Source organism: Paenibacillus silagei, from assembly GCF_017874735.1.
GTDB classification, from domain to species: Bacteria; Bacillota; Bacilli; order Paenibacillales; family Paenibacillaceae; genus Paenibacillus_AQ; species Paenibacillus_AQ silagei.
Genome location: NZ_JAGGLV010000030.1, coordinates 53,919 through 68,810, shown reverse-complemented (window position 1 = coordinate 68,810; position 14,892 = coordinate 53,919). Strand labels below are relative to the sequence as shown.

Sequence of the window (14,892 nt, the reverse complement as noted above, 5' to 3'; positions counted from 1 at the left end):
CCCTAAATCTGAATGTGTTCCCCAAAATGTAAAAAGCCGCCCATATAAAGAGGCAGCGGCTCCGCTTGCGAAATAGTGACGCTATCCAATACGGCAGACAACCTCTTAACCGCATCGACAGCGGCAATGAATTCCTGGGCCCGTGCAGCAGTCACATCCGCATTGTTGGTGACCACCCGAAAATGATAAGGGTCTCCTCCATATTGCCACCATTCTTCGACTGCCCCCTGGCCAAACAGGATGGCGATCAGATCTTCTACTGCACTGGCAGTTCCTTTGTGTCTGTGAAAAGGAATTGCATTTTGAATCAGCAGCCGCTTCTGTTCCACAGGCAGAGCCGGATCATAATACGGCGGCTTGAATTGCCAGGCCAGCTCATCCGTTTCCGCATCTGTCCATTCCGCTGACCGGCTGAATATATTCAGACCGGCGATCATAGCGGTTGTCTCTTGCAACTGTATATCTAACGCAGCCGCAGCCGCGGCCATGGCAGGGTCCTTACGAATGGAAGGCGGGAGCAGATCGCTCAGGCTTAGGGTCTGGATATTAATCATCTGCCAGCCCCCCATAAGTCAGTGCCGTTGTGCCGGATCGAGCCACTTGGGTTGCGGACATGGTTTTATACACGGGCTCTGTTACCGTCACCCGTAGTGCCCCGGCAGCCATAACACGGGATATTAGCTCTGACGGGTTGATATCCCTGCCAAGCTTGGAGCGCTGCCATAGCTGATAAGCAGCAACAGCTGCCGATACTGCCGCCTGGATACCCGGAACCTCAGCAGCCCGGCTGCGGCTAATATAATAGGTCAGCGCAGTATTATAACTGACAGGCTGCGGCGCACTCACGGTTACCTGATCTGTCAGCGGCCGGATTCCCCTGTCCTCCAAAGTTTCGGCAATTGAATTCAGAACATCTTCCCCTGGAATTTCCCCTTCTGCCAGTAAGGGAACCACGGTTACACGCCCGGGCGCCGGAGAGAAGGCATGAATATCCTTAATTGCCGAGGAAGCGGACTTGGCCCAGAATTCATATGCTCCCTGAGGCCCGGCCGTTGAGTACGATTCCGGCGCATGGCGGATACGTTCCTTGAAGGCTTCATCCGTCTCAGCAGCAGCGCCGCCAGAGCTGGTGGTCAGATTCGTTACCGACTGGACAAAAGGCAGCGGGTCCATTTGAACATTAATCTGCCCGGGCAAGAACCCGTTCCCTGTTGTCCCCGATTCGGAGCATTTTGCCTTGATCATTCCCGCAGTCTCTCCCGGAGGAATCTCCAAGTACTCCATGGTTATAAAATAAATCGTGCCCTTCCCTCCCTGTACTCCGACGCGTGTCCCTGCCGGTATAGGGGTCGCTGAAGCCAGCGGGATGGACAAAGCAAACTCAAGCGTAACGATTGCCGCAGATGCCTCTAACCGCTTCGATCCTTGAAAAGCCCCCATGTGATCCAATAACGCTCCCGAGGCATACCGCAATAAATTTCCTTTGGCGGTCTGATTGATCAGCACCTTTTGCTGGATAATCACCGCTGCGAGCGAAGACAAAAAAAGCCGCACCGGATCGGCAGGCTGTAGAGTGCGTCCGGCAAGGCCTTCATATACAGTGATGACATTCTGCTGTATGGCTGCTGCATCCTCCTCCGAAAAGCGGATATCCGGTAATTCAGCATATTCCAATTCCTACTCCTCCTCTGCCAGGCTATATTTCAATACAACGGCCAAGCTGCCTGTAAGCTTTTCTTCTATATCCTTGTGAAAAGAAATATCGGCCACGATTGCGCGCGGCTCCTGCTCTGTAATGGCTGTGATGATCGCTGCCGTCAGGCGGGATTCAGCGATGTATGCCGGTTCATCAATAATCGAGTAGTCCAGACCAACTCCACGGGCCAACGGTGCGCTCCCAAGCGGAGTAGCCAGGATCATCCTTATATTCTGAGCCACTTCCTCTGCTACTGTTAACGGGCTAAAATCAATCAGGCTAGGCTGAGTCATATCAATGGTATATATCATTTCACATACTCCTCAAGCGAGATCGTGACCTGTGCGTCCAGCACATTGCCGATGCTATCCAGCCTGTTCCAATCCTGCGACAGACTGCTGATCACCCATAGCCCAACCCCGACATTCTTGCGTCCTATGATTAAGGGCATCGCTTTGCCGGCACGGTCCAGCTCGGTAAGCCTGTCAAGCTCTTTGCGCGGATTAAGGCCAAGCGCCGCCGAGAAATGAACCGAGAATGAAACCGAATCTGCGCCCGGTCCCAGAAATTCCTTCTTGGGCTTCTTGCCGATAATGTCATGTTGCGCCCACCGGCTGGAGCTGCTGCGTTTGAATTCATCTATGGTACGAATCGCTCCTTCCGCAACAACAAACACGACCGGGCCTAGACTGCCAATTTTATTCATCTTATAATCTTGCTTCTGGTCTTTGCTGCCCTTATCGCTCATCCGGTTCTGCCTCCTCCATCATGAAATGCACTGGCAGACACTTTGCCGGTAACCGTTAAGTCTCCCTCGATCCTCACCCCGCCGCTTGCCTTAACATTCAGCTTTTGGGCTATACGGTCATAATAGACATAGCTGCCATCCTCAAACCATACTCCCCGCTGATCCTGGGTGCCGGAAGGCTGACCGTCATCCGCAAAATAGGTTCCCAAACAGATGCCACCGGAACGCGCATGATTCAAAAAAGCACACACGACCCGCTCTCCCGGCAACGGTACTGCATTGCCTTTTCCCCAGCCGCCCGGTGTTAGAACCGGTAACTCGCCGGAAACCATATCATCGCGGTCTGCAAAAGTAACCCTGACACTTCCGGCTGCCAGATTAGCTGTAGATACCCTGCCAATAAGTATCACCATTCACCACCCCAATACTTTACGAATGTCCAGACTGGTTGTATATCCGCTGCTTCCAATTGAGTGCCTTGCCGATTCAATAATGTATTTACCGTCAAACCGCTTCCAGCCTTTGATATTAATCGTGAGTCCTGCGGCCATCCTTAGATCTCCCATAAGCGAGAGAGTACCTTTGCCGCCCTCTTTATTCTTTTCCCGGAGCCTTTTACGGGCCAGCCGCATAGCATCTGCTTGCGAGTCGACCTGTTCATTAATCTTAAGAATTGGACCGCTCTTAGGCGCGCCTTGAGGGGTATACGTGGCCTTCAAGGACTCTTTGCCCTGTGATGGAGTATACGTCACTGTACATGCCCGGAAAGCTGCATAGGCAGTATTATAAGTGAAGCTGTAATCTGTCACATTGGCCTCCCCGCGCACAATTGTGGCCACCACTTCTTTTTGTTCATATTCCTGTTCATCAAAAAGCACCAGGCTTCCAGATGATACTTTAATTGCGATACCTTCTTGCGTAGCTGTGTTCAGCAAAAAGGCCAAGTCCGACACCTCCGACTGCTCCAGCCGATCATAAGAGGGGTTGTCCTGAGCCTCATAGATTAATTTGAGCTTCGCGCGTTTGGCCACTTGGGCGGCTACTGTTTTCAGATTGGTTTTCTCCCAGCTGCGTGAGCTGCGCTGCATCCGAACCTCGGAGGTAACAGGAAGCGAGACCGCCTTAATTGAGATCGTGTCAGGAGGACCGCTAAAATCAATACTGTCTACCTCAAAGGTGCCCAGCGGCAGCTTCTTGACTTCACCCGGCTTGTCCCAGTTGACCGTGCGGATGGCAGCAATCAGTTGATCGCCTTCAACTGGTGACCAAGGCCCCTGCCAATTGCGCTCCCTATCCTCAAGCGTAACTGTAAGATCATCTAATGAACCCGAGGCAGCATCATTATACTGAAAGTCTGTCAGCGATTTAGTGATATCCTGAGTAACGTCCTTTCCGTTATAGCGCAGCTCGAGTACCGCTCTGCGTGCATCCTGCATAAGTTCCACGTGCTTCACTCCCTTCGCCAAGGAGGTAATGAGCTGGATATGTCGGAGGGCAGCTCCGGTACATTCAGTACAATATTGCCTGAGAATACACTGACAGCAGCATGTGCCGGATTAGCATTCAGGAGCAGCGTCAGGAAACGGGCATCTCCATAGATTTTAAAAGCAATCCCATCCCACATATCGCCTTGTACCGTTCTATAGATCATTGGAAGCTCACCCGCCTCTGTTGCACTAGCATCGACTTGAACCGGCGTTCGAATCCGTCCTCAGACTGCCTTAAAGCCTCCCGTACCTGTTCGGCTACAGATTTATCGCCACCCTGAAGGGTTACACTAGGCGCCCAAGTTACATGGATCTCCCCATTGTTAACAGAATTATTATTATACCCCATTAAATCATTTGCCTTCTCAAGCAAAGACCTCGACCGGGGCTTGCGGTTTAAGGGAATAGCAATTTCAGGGCCAGCCTCACCAAAAATAGAGGGCACGTATGCGATACCGCCTTCAGCATATTCGGCCAATTTATGCCCTCCATAGAGTGGCAGGTAGGGTTTCTTTTTAGTTTTAACACTTTCTTGGCCCTCCTCTGCCCCAGGAACTCCCGTAACATTGAAGTTTGGAACCGCTCCCGTCTGCTCCCATAGGACCTGAACATTCACTATCTTATCAGCAGGCAGTTTATCCACCTCATTATTAAGGCTTGCCGTATCAATCAATGCTTGAGTGAACACTTCTTTTTGAGCAAGGGACATATCCTTGTATTTTGCTGCTTGCTCTTCCAAGGTGCCTCCGAGATTAAGCTCAATTAATTTTTTTTGGGAATTGTAATAAGAGAGCATGCTGCTTTCAGCTTCTTTTTTATCACTCTCGGTCTCTTTAATTTCAGCGTACTTGTCATCGAAGGAAGTCCTGTACTGGTTGTAATCCTCCCTAATTCTCTCAATAGCCGTAGCACCCTTATCAGAGTAATCTGTATTTTGGGCTTTATTTATTTTTGCAAGAACTTCATCTATTTCTACTACTTTCTCCTTTTCGCTTCCCTTTCCCGCCCAAATCTCATCAAGCTGATTTAAGTACTCGTGATAATCTTGAAATTTCGCCATATCAGTATCATATTTAGCATACTGCTTGGCGAGTTTTTCGGTCGATGCTGTATATTCATCCTCCAAATCTGGCAATTTCGCCTGTGCTGATAGTACTTCGTGCTCCAGATCTCGTCGGCTCATCTCCTCCTGGGCTTTGGCAAGATTCCCGATAAGCCCAAGTTGATCGCTGAATCTGCCACTTTTCAAGTCTTCTGCAGACAGAATATCCGGATTCATGTCAATAAGCTCTTGTTCCACATCTCTTTGCTTTCTTCTGGCTTCTGCCAATTCATCAGCAGGAGTTTTTGCGTCCTTAATCTTATCTGTCAACCGATCGTACTCGGTAATTAAATCCTGGGTTTTGGTTGTCGTCTCCTCAACACCCGCATAATTGGCATAGGACTCATCCAGTGCATCCCCCATATTCAAAAGCTCCTGGCGCGCATCCTCCTGATGCTTTTTGAAGGCGATGACCCCTGCTGTGACCAGCCCCACACCGGCAACAGCGAGACCTACGGGATTGGTCAGCAATCCCAGTGCCCCCGCAAATCCTCCAGCCGCTCCGCTGGCCCCGCTGGCCGCCTTAATGATCGTGGAGAACTCCTGAACAATCTTCACTGCCTTGGTAGCCAATACTGCGGTGGGCGCTGCAAGTCCGATAACCATCAGCACTTCTTTGTTGTCTGACGCCCAGCTAGTCAGCCCCTGAAGCGCCGGCATCACGCTCTCTCCCAGAGGAACCACAAGACCGGACATCAACTCCCGCCCTATGGCTGAAAATTGCTCGGTTAGCGTATTGTCCTTAATCGCAGACACTTCATCCATCGTTTGCCGGGTCATATCAAACTGATGCCGCGTCTGGCCCAGCGACAACACCGCTTTGTTTCCTATTTCCTCAAACTGAGCCCCGAATATAGCGCTGGCAAGGGCCGCTTGATGAACCGGATCTTTAATTGCTTTTAATTTGCCAATCACCTGATTCATGGCATCCTTACCGGTCATAGACCCATCTGCCAGCCCTTTGAAGATTTCATCCCCGCTGCCCATTGTCTTGCGCAGTTGAAGCATGGCCTTACTCGCCGAGTCTCCGCCCGCCTTCAAATCCTTGACCAGGGCAACAGCTCCATTCTTCCCGGCCACTTTCACCAATTCGCCGAATTCCTTCGACTTCGTTCCGCCGCTTACAAGTGCAGCACTGAATTGGTTCAGCTGCTCAGGTGCAAACAGCTCATAGACGGCGGCCTTTGTGGAATCTGAGCCCTCTTTCACTGTTGAGCTGAATTTCTTCACAACCCCGGCAAGACCTTCAAGGGAATCCCCACCATTGTCCATGCCAGAGCTCAACAACTCAAACATCTCGTCAGCAGAATATCCCATCTTCTTGAAGTCAGCGCTATACTTCTCTACGGCACTTAGAAGCCCGCCGGATGTGTTCATCCCCTTCTGCGCACCTTGGGCCATCAGATTATATGCCTGCTCTGAAGAGATGCCGAACTTTTGCATCATCGCGTCAACGGCTTGTACTGAGTCTGATATATCCCCCTTAAAAACATCGCGATACGTCATAGCCGTCTGGGTGGTCTTCTCCAGCTCATCTCCGGTTTGGCCTAGAACTTGCTGTACCGTTCCAACCGCCTCACCGATATCTTCGAAGTTTTTACCGTAATTCTGACTGTACAGGCTATCGGAGATTTCTTTCATTCCGCTCATCTCAGCGGCGGTTAATCCGGTTGATGCCTGAAGCTGCGCCATTGCCCCGGCAGAATCATTCACAGCCGTCCATACGGCTTTTAGGGGTTCAACCGCTTTAGTCAGCATAGAGAAATCCACTTTTTCGAAAGCAGCCTTAAGTTTGTCACCAAGTTGCTCGGCTTCGTCGCCAGCGTCCTCAGCATCTCCGCGCAGTTGATCGAAGTAGCCCGCCCTGGCCAGCCCCTTAAGCACGTCTTCCAAATCCTTAATTTGCTGTTCCACTTCCTCGACAGAGCGGGGAACATTTGGATTCACCAATACATTCAACCGGACAATAAGCTCACTGATGCTGCTTGGATTGCCTGAACCTGAACCTGCCATAAGTTACCTCCCTCCTTTAATTCTCGCCACCCGCTCTGCCCAATCCCCCAGTTCCTCAACAGGCAGGCTGAGAAAATAGGGGATTGGAGTGTGGGTAAGCATGGCCAAAGAGACGGCGATGTCTTTGATCCCATCGCCGTCTCCGCAGCCTACAGCAGCAAAAAACTTTGTGCCTGTAAGGTAAGTTTTGTGAAATCCTTAGCGGGCAGAGCTTTGATCAGCCCCACATGAACACCAGCAGCCCTGGCCACAATATACGCCTGATAAGCTTTATTGGTCTCTTTAATCAATTCCCCGCCAGATTGACGGGCAGATTCCATCTGATACTGCCGGTCACAGGTGAGAATGTCCTCGCCGGTTAACTTATCAAAATCAATACTCAGGCTTTCAAACGTATCGCCCTCAAAGTTGACGGGCCGGGCGAAAGTGTATACTTCCGCTCCGGTCTCCTCCAATTCTTTTGTTCCCATCGTGCTCTCTCCTTATAGACCAAGATTCTGTTTAGTAGCCGCAAGGTAATCCACTTCGTATACTTTATGAATGTAGTTATACTTATCAATTTCCAGTACCTGAACACCATCCAGGGTGACCTTCAGATAGTTAACCGAGAAGTTGTTGGTAGTATCCATTGCTGCTCCAGTCTCCAGATTACCGAGTGTCAAGCCGAGCGGTCTCGCCCGGACAGTAACCTTAAACGGTACCTCGCGGTATTCACTTGTTGCGGTATCGAACGTCTGAATGGAAGCACGCAGATCCAACGTGTGGACCTTCGGTGCCAGTAGAGAGGCTGCTGCACTCTCAATCGTGCGCCATTTAAGCGCCAGACTCATCGCTCCCGTATACCCTGGAGAAGGCGCCGCCATTTCTCCGGCAATCCCGCCCCCTTTGATGGTATCTACCAGGTAAGTAATTTCCGGCAGAGTCGCGGTTGCTGTTCCCAAGTAATCGACGGCATTCAAGTACACCGAATAATCAATAACCCGTTCTGATCTTTTTGGCATTATTGTTCCTCCTTCTACGCTACCAGCGCAGCTAAATATGTTGTGTCGTATTCAAGCAGGAAGGAAATCTCCTGTGCCGGTCCAGGCGGGGTAAGATGCAGATGGAATGTAATTTTACCGGCCATCAGATCTGTCACCGGATTCTCGGATTCATTGAATTCTACCCGACCGCCCAACAGAGCCCCCGATGCTGTCAGGCCGTTCAGCCAGATATTGACTGAATCCGTAACCGCAGCTACCAGCCGTTTGTTCATCGGGTCATCCACCTTCTGCATATAGGTCAGAATGAGACTGTTTCCGATCCAGTTGAACATCCGGCGGACCGGAATAAAGCTATCTTTAGGATCGGTTACGCCCGGATACGCAGCGGTGTTGTTCCCCCAGCTCTTCCAGCCGCTTGTTCCCAAATTAAGTGCTGTTACAATGCCTGCACTATTCAGGAAGCTGGCCTGATCAATTCCGAGGAATTGGCTTGTCCCATCGGACAGTTCAGTGCCATCCGCTTGCAGAGGCTTATTTGAAGGCGATACAAAAGGGATACCGCCATTATCAGCATCCGCCGCAGCAATAAGACCGGCAAGCTGAGTGGAGAAATGATATTTTTTATCCCCAAGCGTCAGCATCGGATAGGCGGCAATTTGCAGAGCACCCGTATAGCTATTGTTAGCTTTCCAAGTACCGGCCTCTGTATAAGATCGGGATGGATCAATATCCGTCAGGGCAATCGCTTTGAAATTCCCGTTAATATTTCCGGCCTTCGCCTTCATCACTGCGGCAACTGCAGGCAAATGCGACCAGCCCGGGGCCAGCAGTAGATCCGGAAGGATCCCGAAACGCGGGTAAGCCTGATGAATCAGTTCAAAACCAGTGTATTCACCCGAAGCGGTTACGCCTCCAATGATATCCTCAGCTTCTACAGCACCGGGATTCAGCTTGTCATATCCGGCGGAAAGCTGATCTGCATTGGCTGCAATAGCCCCAGAAGACTTCGTAGTAATCAGTACATGTCCATTCTCATCAAAAGCAGCCGTGTAATCCGTACCGGACACATAAGTAGAAGCGCCATCTGAAGATTTAACAACCAGCGTTGACAGCAACACGCCTTCGGCTTGTACGGTCGCCAGCCGATTACTGACAGTCACCGCCGCAGGAGCAACCGTTGTCTTATGGACAGCCGGGTCAAGCACATTGACCAGGATCATGGGAGCTCTCTCGTACAAGGCAAAATGAGAATATACTAACTCACTCAGCGTGTATTTTGACCAGTCTTCACTATATCCTAGAGCCGCAACGGCTTCCGCGTAGTTATTCACAAGCACGGGAGTATTAACGGGTACAGCCTTCGTCGCCAGATGGAGCGGAGCCGTACCTACTGCAAAAGGAATACCGCTTGTTGCTTTTGCCGGAGCCAGAACCGAAGTTGATTGTTCAATAATGCTTACACCATGTTTAAATGCCATTGATTAGTTCCCCTTCCCTAGAAGCCTTTGATAGACTGTATATTCAGCGGTACCCGCTTGAAGGATGCGCTCCTGCACTTCCGTCATTTCATCAACAGGTACAATCAGTTCTGCCACATCCGGCTGTTCAGCCATTAACGGCGTTAAATAAGATGGAATACCTGAACGGAATACGGTGGATTGCAGCAGTTGACCGCCACGCAGGTTAGGCCCCAGATAAATCCGGATCGTCTCCCGCTGGGTTTGTTTCTGGTCTTCATTTTCAATAGAATTCACAATACTACCTCCTGTCGAATTTGGGGCAATGCCCAGGTTGTTGTAAGTTCGCCCCTCCAGACTGCTGAAGGGTGCTCTTCGTCAAGCTTCCATGTCCAACTGGCCTCCAACCTGAATTTCTGTTCAAGAACTCTCTGGCGCAATAGCAGGATACGTACCCGCTCCATCAGATTAAGCAGCTCAACCAGGCCTGTGTCATCTTCAGAATAAGTACCAAATTGAAGCTTCATTTGAATTTGCCCTTGGCCAGAATCTCCTTCACCCTCAGCAGGCCGAATCATAATTACCGGATAGACCGGATTTACGCTTGTATTCGTTGGAAGATATCCCAGCTGCACTGGGGGAACGGGCTGCGTATCATCAGCCAACTCCTTTTGCAGAAACTTTTGAATGGCCAAAATTAATAATGTAATGGTCACTGTCGCCCTCCTTATTTACGTTGGTTAACCTCCCTTCTATTTATTAGGGGCTTTCACTAGACAAACCCATTCAATTATTTATAATAAGCTCACTTTGTCAGATAAGGGACCTATACTCCTCCATTACGGAGCTGATCTTTTTTTGTGCCCGCTGGATGTACTCACTTACGCTGCCTGCCGAAATCATGAGCATTCCAGCAATAGCAACATGCGAGAATCCTTCACCGTTAGCCAGCATATAGCACTCCCGCTCCCTTCTGCTTAACAGCCCCAAAACATATTCCAATTGAAAACATTGATCCTCAGTAAGTCCTTCAGAAGGGACCGCATTGAACCCGGCGGTAAAGTTCTGCATACGAACCGGCTCTAACAGAATTTCCCGCTCATATCCCGCACGCCGTTCAATTCCCCGCTTGTTCCCCGGCCGGCGTCCGCTGCTCAGCCACTCAATCACATACTTGCAGTCACTGACCATTCCGGCGATTACCTTCTTATCATCCGCATCTGCATTTCTGTATAATTGCTCTACACTCTTTAAAGAAATTTGATATTCCGGAAGCAGTTTTTGCACACAATTCGAATCCAGAAGTTCCAAATCCTCCTGCTCTATACACCACATGTTTACTCCCCCTTATCGAAAATAATTTTAAATGTACTCAATTTCGTATTTTTAAATCATGTTATGCTCATTTTCGCATTATGTCAAGCCTTATATCCGAAATAATACGAAAATGCATATTTACATTTGAATTCAAACCTTTTACAATAAACTTAAGAATACGAAGTAGCGTATACACTGATGATTTTGAGGAGGACTGCGTGTGCAAAGGGCTGAAGTCTTAAAGCGATTAATCGAGGAAACCGGCCTGAACACCAAGGCTTTTTCAGAAAAGGCAGGAATTCCTTATACTACGCTGAGGTCCATTCTAATGCGGGGTGTCGGAGGAGCTTCTGTTGATAATGTTCTTAAGGTTTGCCGTGCTTTAGGGATCACTACCGAAGAACTGGATCGTCTGGCCAATGGAGGCGCAGAAGACACTTCGTCTTCATCATTATCTGAGCTGTCTGAGTTTGAAGCTTTTTTAAACAATCCGGAGCATGGGCTATTTTTCAAGGATTATCTGGATGCACCGGATGAGCGCAAGCGGGAAATGTTAACCTTCTGGCAATTCATCAAAGACCAAGAAAAGAAAAAAGCCGATTCTTCAGACACCAATTAAAAAGTAGTACAAATCGTGGTTTCAGCCAACGGGCTGATTCCGCATATCCATATATACGAACATACATTCTATTTTGGAGGTTTATTATGTTTATTCATTATACAAAAACACATTTGGAACATTTCGTGGAGGACCTCTACATAACACATTCGATTCTGCAACCAGAGGACATCACGATTCCTAAGCTTTCAGAGGAGTTAGATGTGCTTGTTAATTATGCGCCGATGACAAGCCGTGCCTATGAGTCCTCATTAGGTGTACGTTATATACTTCTGGATAATCGGGATTCTCCTATGAAGCAGCGGTTTGATTTTCTGCATGAGCTATGCCACATCCTGAGACACGCTGGCAATCAGACGGTAATGCCTATCCCCTTCATCAAAGCTCAGGAGGAGGATGCCGAGAAATTCGTTCTTTATGCCACTATGCCCTTTTTTATGCTCCAAACCTACAGTTTATCCGATGAATATTCTATTGCAGTTCAGCAGATTTCAGAGCTCTTTGGTGTACCCATAGATATGGCCAAAATCCGGTTTGATCAAATCTTACGTCGGGAGTATGAAGGAGAAATGTGGCCTAAGAAGAGAAAAGAGCATCCGTATGCCTTTTATCAAGCTGAAGAGGAATGGTGCCAAGCTTCGGAGCAGCCAGCAGTCTTTGCCTATTATGATCCTCACAGCACTTTGGATGGCCCCGATCAGCTTATTGTCTGTCTTGATCAACACACGTTATCTACACGAACTGAATGGAGGATTCCTTTAGAGGAGAGGTTTCACGAAATTGAGCTGGATGCCCTGAGGAATTTCGAACTTGCGCCAGCCGCAAGGGGAGATCTGATCTGCTTCGATGGACAGCTTACCTTACAGCTTCACCAGCTTGTACACCGGTATGGTTCATCCAAACGAAACTTTGTACTCCAAATGAGAGATGTTGAACAGATCTTTGAAGCGGATCAGAGTACGGTGCGAAGATTTTTGTGAGGGGTAACAAAAACAAAGCTCCCGGCAATAGGCCAGGAGCTTCTTTTCCTTGAGAACAAGGGATTCTTAACGTTTCGAGAACTGTGGAGCGCGACGAGCAGCTTTGAGGCCGTATTTCTTACGTTCCTTCATACGTGGGTCACGTGTCAGGAAGCCGGCTTTCTTCAGCGTACCGCGATATTCAGGGTCTACTTTGAGCAATGCACGGGAAATCCCGTGACGGATTGCGCCAGCTTGACCGGAAATGCCGCCACCATGTGCAAGTACGATTACATCGTAGCTGCCCAGAGTTTCAGTCAGGTTCAAAGGTTGTCTTACGATCATTTTCAGTGTTTCAACACCGAAATATTCGTCCATCTCACGTTTGTTAATGACAATGCGTCCTTCACCCGGTACAAGGCGAACACGTGCTACCGAATGTTTACGACGACCTGTCCCATAGTATTGTACTTGTGCCATGAAACTGTCCTCCTTTATTCTTATCCGCGAAGTTCGTAAACTTCAGGTTTTTGTGCTGCATGTGGATGTTCAACGCCTGCATATACTTTGAGTCTCAGCTTCATGTGATTACCTTGACGAGTCTTAGGAATCATACCATGAACTGCGAATTCAATCATACGCTCAGGTTTGGTCTTGAGCAGTTCTTCCGCAACGGTAACTTTCAAGCCACCTGGGTGCATCGAGTGACGGTAGTATTTCTTGTTTTGCATTTTCTTACCTGTGAGGTGAATCTTCTCAGCATTGATAACAATTACGAAATCACCAGTATCAACGTGTGGAGTGAATTGCGGTTTGTGTTTGCCGCGGATCAGAGCAGCGGCTTCGCTTGCCAAACGGCCAAGTGTTTTGCCTTCGGCATCAATGATGTGCCAATTGCGTTCAACTTCGTTCGGCTTCGCCATGTAGGTGGTACGCATGAATGTTTCCTCCTTGTTCTCGTACGAAAATCATCTGTTTCGTATATCTTGTTTCGCGATTGAATTACAATTTAGTGAGTTAAAAAACTTATTTGTTGGCATTTCCTTGATCGGGGCTGTGGGATAGCCATCAAGAAAACACAACTTTTATATTACAGTATAAACATGACAAGCGCAAGCGATTTTTAAACAATCAGTACTTATTTTCATAAAAAATATAGTATCGGCCGTTTAGTCGTCTATCTCGTCATATTCCACACTCCAGAGTGCCAGCCCCTTAGACACAGCTGTAGGTCCGGCCGCTGCACGATCACAAGCCGCAAGAATGACAGGCATTCTATCTGCACTGATTTTACCTTGCCCCACCTGCATCAGCGTGCCCATAATAATGCGTACCATATGCTGCAAAAAGCCACTGCCTGTAATATAGGTATGGATCACTCCCTGGTCAGGAGAGCCCGGGCGGCACATGCTGCGGTCTACTTCAAGATAAGCCTCATAAATGGTCCGCACATGCGAAGTCTTGGTAGACTTCCTGGACGCAAACGAGGTGTAATCATGGGTACCCAGCAGCGCGCTTAGCCCCAGCTCCATCGCAGGAACGTTCAGCTTCATCGGATGATGATGCTGCCAGCGCCGCTGGAACGGGTCCGGGAACCGGTTGCCGTTAATCGTGTAGCGGTAGGTTTTACGCTTCGCCCCTCTACGGGAGTGGAACGAGAGCGGAACCTCAGCAGCCTCAGTAACCACGATATCCTGCGGCAGCCTGGCATTCAGCGCCAGACACCAGCGCTCCAGCGGAATCTGTGAGGAGGTTATGAAGTTAAAAGGTTGGCCATAAGCATGCACCCCTGCATCAGTCCGTCCTGAGCCCGTGATTTTGAGCGTCTCACCGGTCAGATGCTGAATAGCATGCTCCAGCTTGTCCTGAATCGTATTGCCCTGAGGCTGGGTCTGAAAGCCATCATAGTGGGTACCGTCATAATTGACTTTCATCAATAGATTGCGCATTTCATTCTCCTGTTGGTCCATATACTTAATTTATTCTCAAAAAAAAGAGCCCCGGCGGGAGCTCCTTCTACTCTATACAAGGTGATTCCCGCGGTTATTTGCACGGCAGGGTACTATGCCCTGCAGTACAATAACGTTAAATACGTAAAGCGTACATCCGGAAATCATGGCTTGTGAAACTACGCGCGGTCTACCAGTTCAAGATAAACCATAGGCGCAGCATCGCCACGGCGAGGTCCCAGCTTCAGGATACGAGTGTATCCGCCTGGACGCTCTGTGTAACGTGGAGCAATGTCAGAGAACAATTTTTGGATTGCATCTTGTTCACCATCTACAGTCTCACGACGAACAAATGCAGCTACTTGACGGCGAGCATGAAGATCGCCCTTTTTCGCTTTAGTAATCAGTTTCTCAGCGATGGAACGAACTTCCTTCGCTTTGGCTTCTGTTGTCTGAATACGTTCGTATAGGAACAGATCCGTTACCATATCGCGGAACAAAGCTTTACGCGCGCTGGAATCACGGCCCAATTTTTGGTATGCCATTTGTTTTCCCTCCTTCA

General features: G+C 49.1%; 20 protein-coding genes. 2 read left to right on the top strand and 18 right to left on the bottom strand.

Features of this window, described 5'->3' with window-relative positions; all coding sequences use genetic code 11:
• Positions 1-2: 2 nt before the first annotated feature.
• The 14 genes from J2Z70_RS29325 to J2Z70_RS29260 all read right to left on the bottom strand — a co-directional run bounded on the left by J2Z70_RS29325 (position 3) and on the right by J2Z70_RS29260 (position 10,773).
• Positions 3-554, bottom strand: coding sequence for a phage tail protein I (locus J2Z70_RS29325; RefSeq protein WP_209878887.1), 552 nt, complete (start codon positions 552-554; stop codon positions 3-5).
• Positions 547-1,674: a baseplate assembly protein gene (locus tag J2Z70_RS29320; RefSeq protein WP_209878885.1), complete on the bottom strand. Its 1,128-nt coding sequence runs from the start codon at positions 1,672-1,674 to the stop codon at positions 547-549. The genes J2Z70_RS29325 and J2Z70_RS29320 overlap by 8 nt, the downstream gene beginning before the upstream one ends.
• A 3-nt stretch (positions 1,675-1,677) precedes the next feature.
• Positions 1,678-2,007 carry a lysozyme gene (locus tag J2Z70_RS29315; RefSeq protein WP_209878884.1) on the bottom strand — a complete coding sequence of 110 codons (330 nt, stop codon included), beginning with the start codon at positions 2,005-2,007 and terminating at the stop codon, positions 1,678-1,680.
• Positions 2,004-2,444: a phage tail protein gene (locus J2Z70_RS29310; RefSeq protein ID WP_245368610.1), complete on the bottom strand. Its 441-nt coding sequence runs from the start codon at positions 2,442-2,444 to the stop codon at positions 2,004-2,006. Before J2Z70_RS29310 ends, J2Z70_RS29315 begins: the two co-directional genes overlap by 4 nt.
• Positions 2,441-2,857, bottom strand: coding sequence for a phage baseplate assembly protein V (locus J2Z70_RS29305; protein WP_209878882.1), 417 nt, complete (start codon positions 2,855-2,857; stop codon positions 2,441-2,443). The genes J2Z70_RS29310 and J2Z70_RS29305 overlap by 4 nt, the downstream gene beginning before the upstream one ends.
• Positions 2,858-3,880, bottom strand: a complete 1,023-nt coding sequence (locus J2Z70_RS29300) for a phage late control D family protein (RefSeq protein WP_245368616.1) — start codon at positions 3,878-3,880, stop codon at positions 2,858-2,860.
• Positions 3,881-3,894: 14 nt separating this feature from the next.
• Positions 3,895-4,095 (bottom strand): tail protein X, encoded by a 201-nt coding sequence (locus tag J2Z70_RS29295; RefSeq protein WP_209878878.1) that lies wholly within the window; start codon positions 4,093-4,095, stop codon positions 3,895-3,897.
• Positions 4,092-7,046 (bottom strand): phage tail tape measure protein, encoded by a 2,955-nt coding sequence (locus J2Z70_RS29290; RefSeq protein WP_209878876.1) that lies wholly within the window; start codon positions 7,044-7,046, stop codon positions 4,092-4,094. Before J2Z70_RS29290 ends, J2Z70_RS29295 begins: the two co-directional genes overlap by 4 nt.
• A 149-nt stretch (positions 7,047-7,195) precedes the next feature.
• Positions 7,196-7,516 (bottom strand): phage tail assembly protein, encoded by a 321-nt coding sequence (locus J2Z70_RS29285; RefSeq protein ID WP_051477757.1) that lies wholly within the window; start codon positions 7,514-7,516, stop codon positions 7,196-7,198.
• A 12-nt stretch (positions 7,517-7,528) separates the two neighbouring features.
• Positions 7,529-8,047, bottom strand: coding sequence for a phage major tail tube protein (locus J2Z70_RS29280; RefSeq protein ID WP_209878874.1), 519 nt, complete (start codon positions 8,045-8,047; stop codon positions 7,529-7,531).
• Positions 8,048-8,061: 14 nt separating this feature from the next.
• Complete coding sequence (locus J2Z70_RS29275; protein WP_209878873.1) at positions 8,062-9,507, bottom strand: phage tail sheath family protein; 1,446 nt, start codon at positions 9,505-9,507, stop codon at positions 8,062-8,064.
• A gap of 3 nt (positions 9,508-9,510) precedes the next feature.
• A complete protein-coding gene (locus J2Z70_RS29270) occupies positions 9,511-9,783 on the bottom strand; it encodes a hypothetical protein (RefSeq protein ID WP_036721808.1) in 273 nt (90 codons plus the stop codon).
• Positions 9,780-10,202, bottom strand: a complete 423-nt coding sequence (locus J2Z70_RS29265; RefSeq protein ID WP_209878871.1) for a hypothetical protein — start codon at positions 10,200-10,202, stop codon at positions 9,780-9,782. The genes J2Z70_RS29270 and J2Z70_RS29265 overlap by 4 nt, the downstream gene beginning before the upstream one ends.
• 97 nt (positions 10,203-10,299) lie before the next feature.
• Entirely contained in the window at positions 10,300-10,773 is a 474-nt protein-coding gene (locus J2Z70_RS29260; RefSeq protein WP_036721921.1) for a sigma factor-like helix-turn-helix DNA-binding protein, read from the bottom strand.
• Between the two features lie 250 nt (positions 10,774-11,023).
• Between J2Z70_RS29260 and J2Z70_RS33525 the strand changes: the two genes are divergently transcribed.
• On the top strand, positions 11,024-11,422 hold the full coding sequence (locus J2Z70_RS33525) for a helix-turn-helix domain-containing protein (RefSeq protein ID WP_342593068.1): 399 nt from the start codon (positions 11,024-11,026) through the stop codon (positions 11,420-11,422).
• Between the two features lie 86 nt (positions 11,423-11,508).
• Positions 11,509-12,402, top strand: coding sequence for an ImmA/IrrE family metallo-endopeptidase (locus tag J2Z70_RS29250; protein ID WP_209878869.1), 894 nt, complete (start codon positions 11,509-11,511; stop codon positions 12,400-12,402).
• 66 nt (positions 12,403-12,468) lie between these two features.
• Here the strand turns inward: J2Z70_RS29250 and rpsI are convergent, their stop codons facing one another.
• The 4 genes from rpsI to rplQ all read right to left on the bottom strand — a co-directional run bounded on the left by rpsI (position 12,469) and on the right by rplQ (position 14,875).
• Complete coding sequence (rpsI, locus tag J2Z70_RS29245) at positions 12,469-12,861, bottom strand: 30S ribosomal protein S9 (protein WP_036692433.1); 393 nt, start codon at positions 12,859-12,861, stop codon at positions 12,469-12,471.
• Between the two features lie 20 nt (positions 12,862-12,881).
• The gene (gene rplM, locus J2Z70_RS29240; protein ID WP_209878867.1) at positions 12,882-13,319 is read right to left on the bottom strand and encodes a 50S ribosomal protein L13; all 438 of its coding nucleotides are present in this window, start codon (positions 13,317-13,319) and stop codon (positions 12,882-12,884) included.
• Between the two features lie 231 nt (positions 13,320-13,550).
• The gene (gene truA, locus J2Z70_RS29235; RefSeq protein WP_036721814.1) at positions 13,551-14,330 is read right to left on the bottom strand and encodes a tRNA pseudouridine(38-40) synthase TruA; all 780 of its coding nucleotides are present in this window, start codon (positions 14,328-14,330) and stop codon (positions 13,551-13,553) included.
• A 179-nt stretch (positions 14,331-14,509) separates the two neighbouring features.
• The gene (gene rplQ, locus J2Z70_RS29230) at positions 14,510-14,875 is read right to left on the bottom strand and encodes a 50S ribosomal protein L17 (protein WP_019908254.1); all 366 of its coding nucleotides are present in this window, start codon (positions 14,873-14,875) and stop codon (positions 14,510-14,512) included.
• Positions 14,876-14,892 lie beyond the last annotated feature (17 nt).

Excerpts from the sequence above, each read along its gene's own strand:
- J2Z70_RS29290 (WP_209878876.1), bottom strand. The coding sequence starts at position 7,046 with ATGGCAGGTTCAGGTTCAGGCAATCCAAGCAGCATCAGTGAGCTTATT.
- rplM (WP_209878867.1), bottom strand. The coding sequence starts at position 13,319 with ATGCGTACCACCTACATGGCGAAGCCGAACGAAGTTGAACGCAATTGG.
- J2Z70_RS29250 (WP_209878869.1), top strand. The coding sequence starts at position 11,509 with ATGTTTATTCATTATACAAAAACACATTTGGAACATTTCGTGGAGGAC.
- rpsI (WP_036692433.1), bottom strand. The coding sequence starts at position 12,861 with ATGGCACAAGTACAATACTATGGGACAGGTCGTCGTAAACATTCGGTA.
- J2Z70_RS29305 (WP_209878882.1), bottom strand. The coding sequence starts at position 2,857 with ATGGTGATACTTATTGGCAGGGTATCTACAGCTAATCTGGCAGCCGGA.
- J2Z70_RS29275 (WP_209878873.1), bottom strand. The coding sequence starts at position 9,507 with ATGGCATTTAAACATGGTGTAAGCATTATTGAACAATCAACTTCGGTT.
- J2Z70_RS29280 (WP_209878874.1), bottom strand. The coding sequence starts at position 8,047 with ATGCCAAAAAGATCAGAACGGGTTATTGATTATTCGGTGTACTTGAAT.
- J2Z70_RS29300 (WP_245368616.1), bottom strand. The coding sequence starts at position 3,880 with ATGCAGGATGCACGCAGAGCGGTACTCGAGCTGCGCTATAACGGAAAG.
- J2Z70_RS29325 (WP_209878887.1), bottom strand. The coding sequence starts at position 554 with ATGATTAATATCCAGACCCTAAGCCTGAGCGATCTGCTCCCGCCTTCC.
- J2Z70_RS29285 (WP_051477757.1), bottom strand. The coding sequence starts at position 7,516 with ATGGGAACAAAAGAATTGGAGGAGACCGGAGCGGAAGTATACACTTTC.
- rplQ (WP_019908254.1), bottom strand. The coding sequence starts at position 14,875 with ATGGCATACCAAAAATTGGGCCGTGATTCCAGCGCGCGTAAAGCTTTG.
- J2Z70_RS29310 (WP_245368610.1), bottom strand. The coding sequence starts at position 2,444 with ATGAGCGATAAGGGCAGCAAAGACCAGAAGCAAGATTATAAGATGAAT.
- J2Z70_RS29315 (WP_209878884.1), bottom strand. The coding sequence starts at position 2,007 with ATGATATATACCATTGATATGACTCAGCCTAGCCTGATTGATTTTAGC.
- truA (WP_036721814.1), bottom strand. The coding sequence starts at position 14,330 with ATGCGCAATCTATTGATGAAAGTCAATTATGACGGTACCCACTATGAT.
- J2Z70_RS29295 (WP_209878878.1), bottom strand. The coding sequence starts at position 4,095 with ATGATCTATAGAACGGTACAAGGCGATATGTGGGATGGGATTGCTTTT.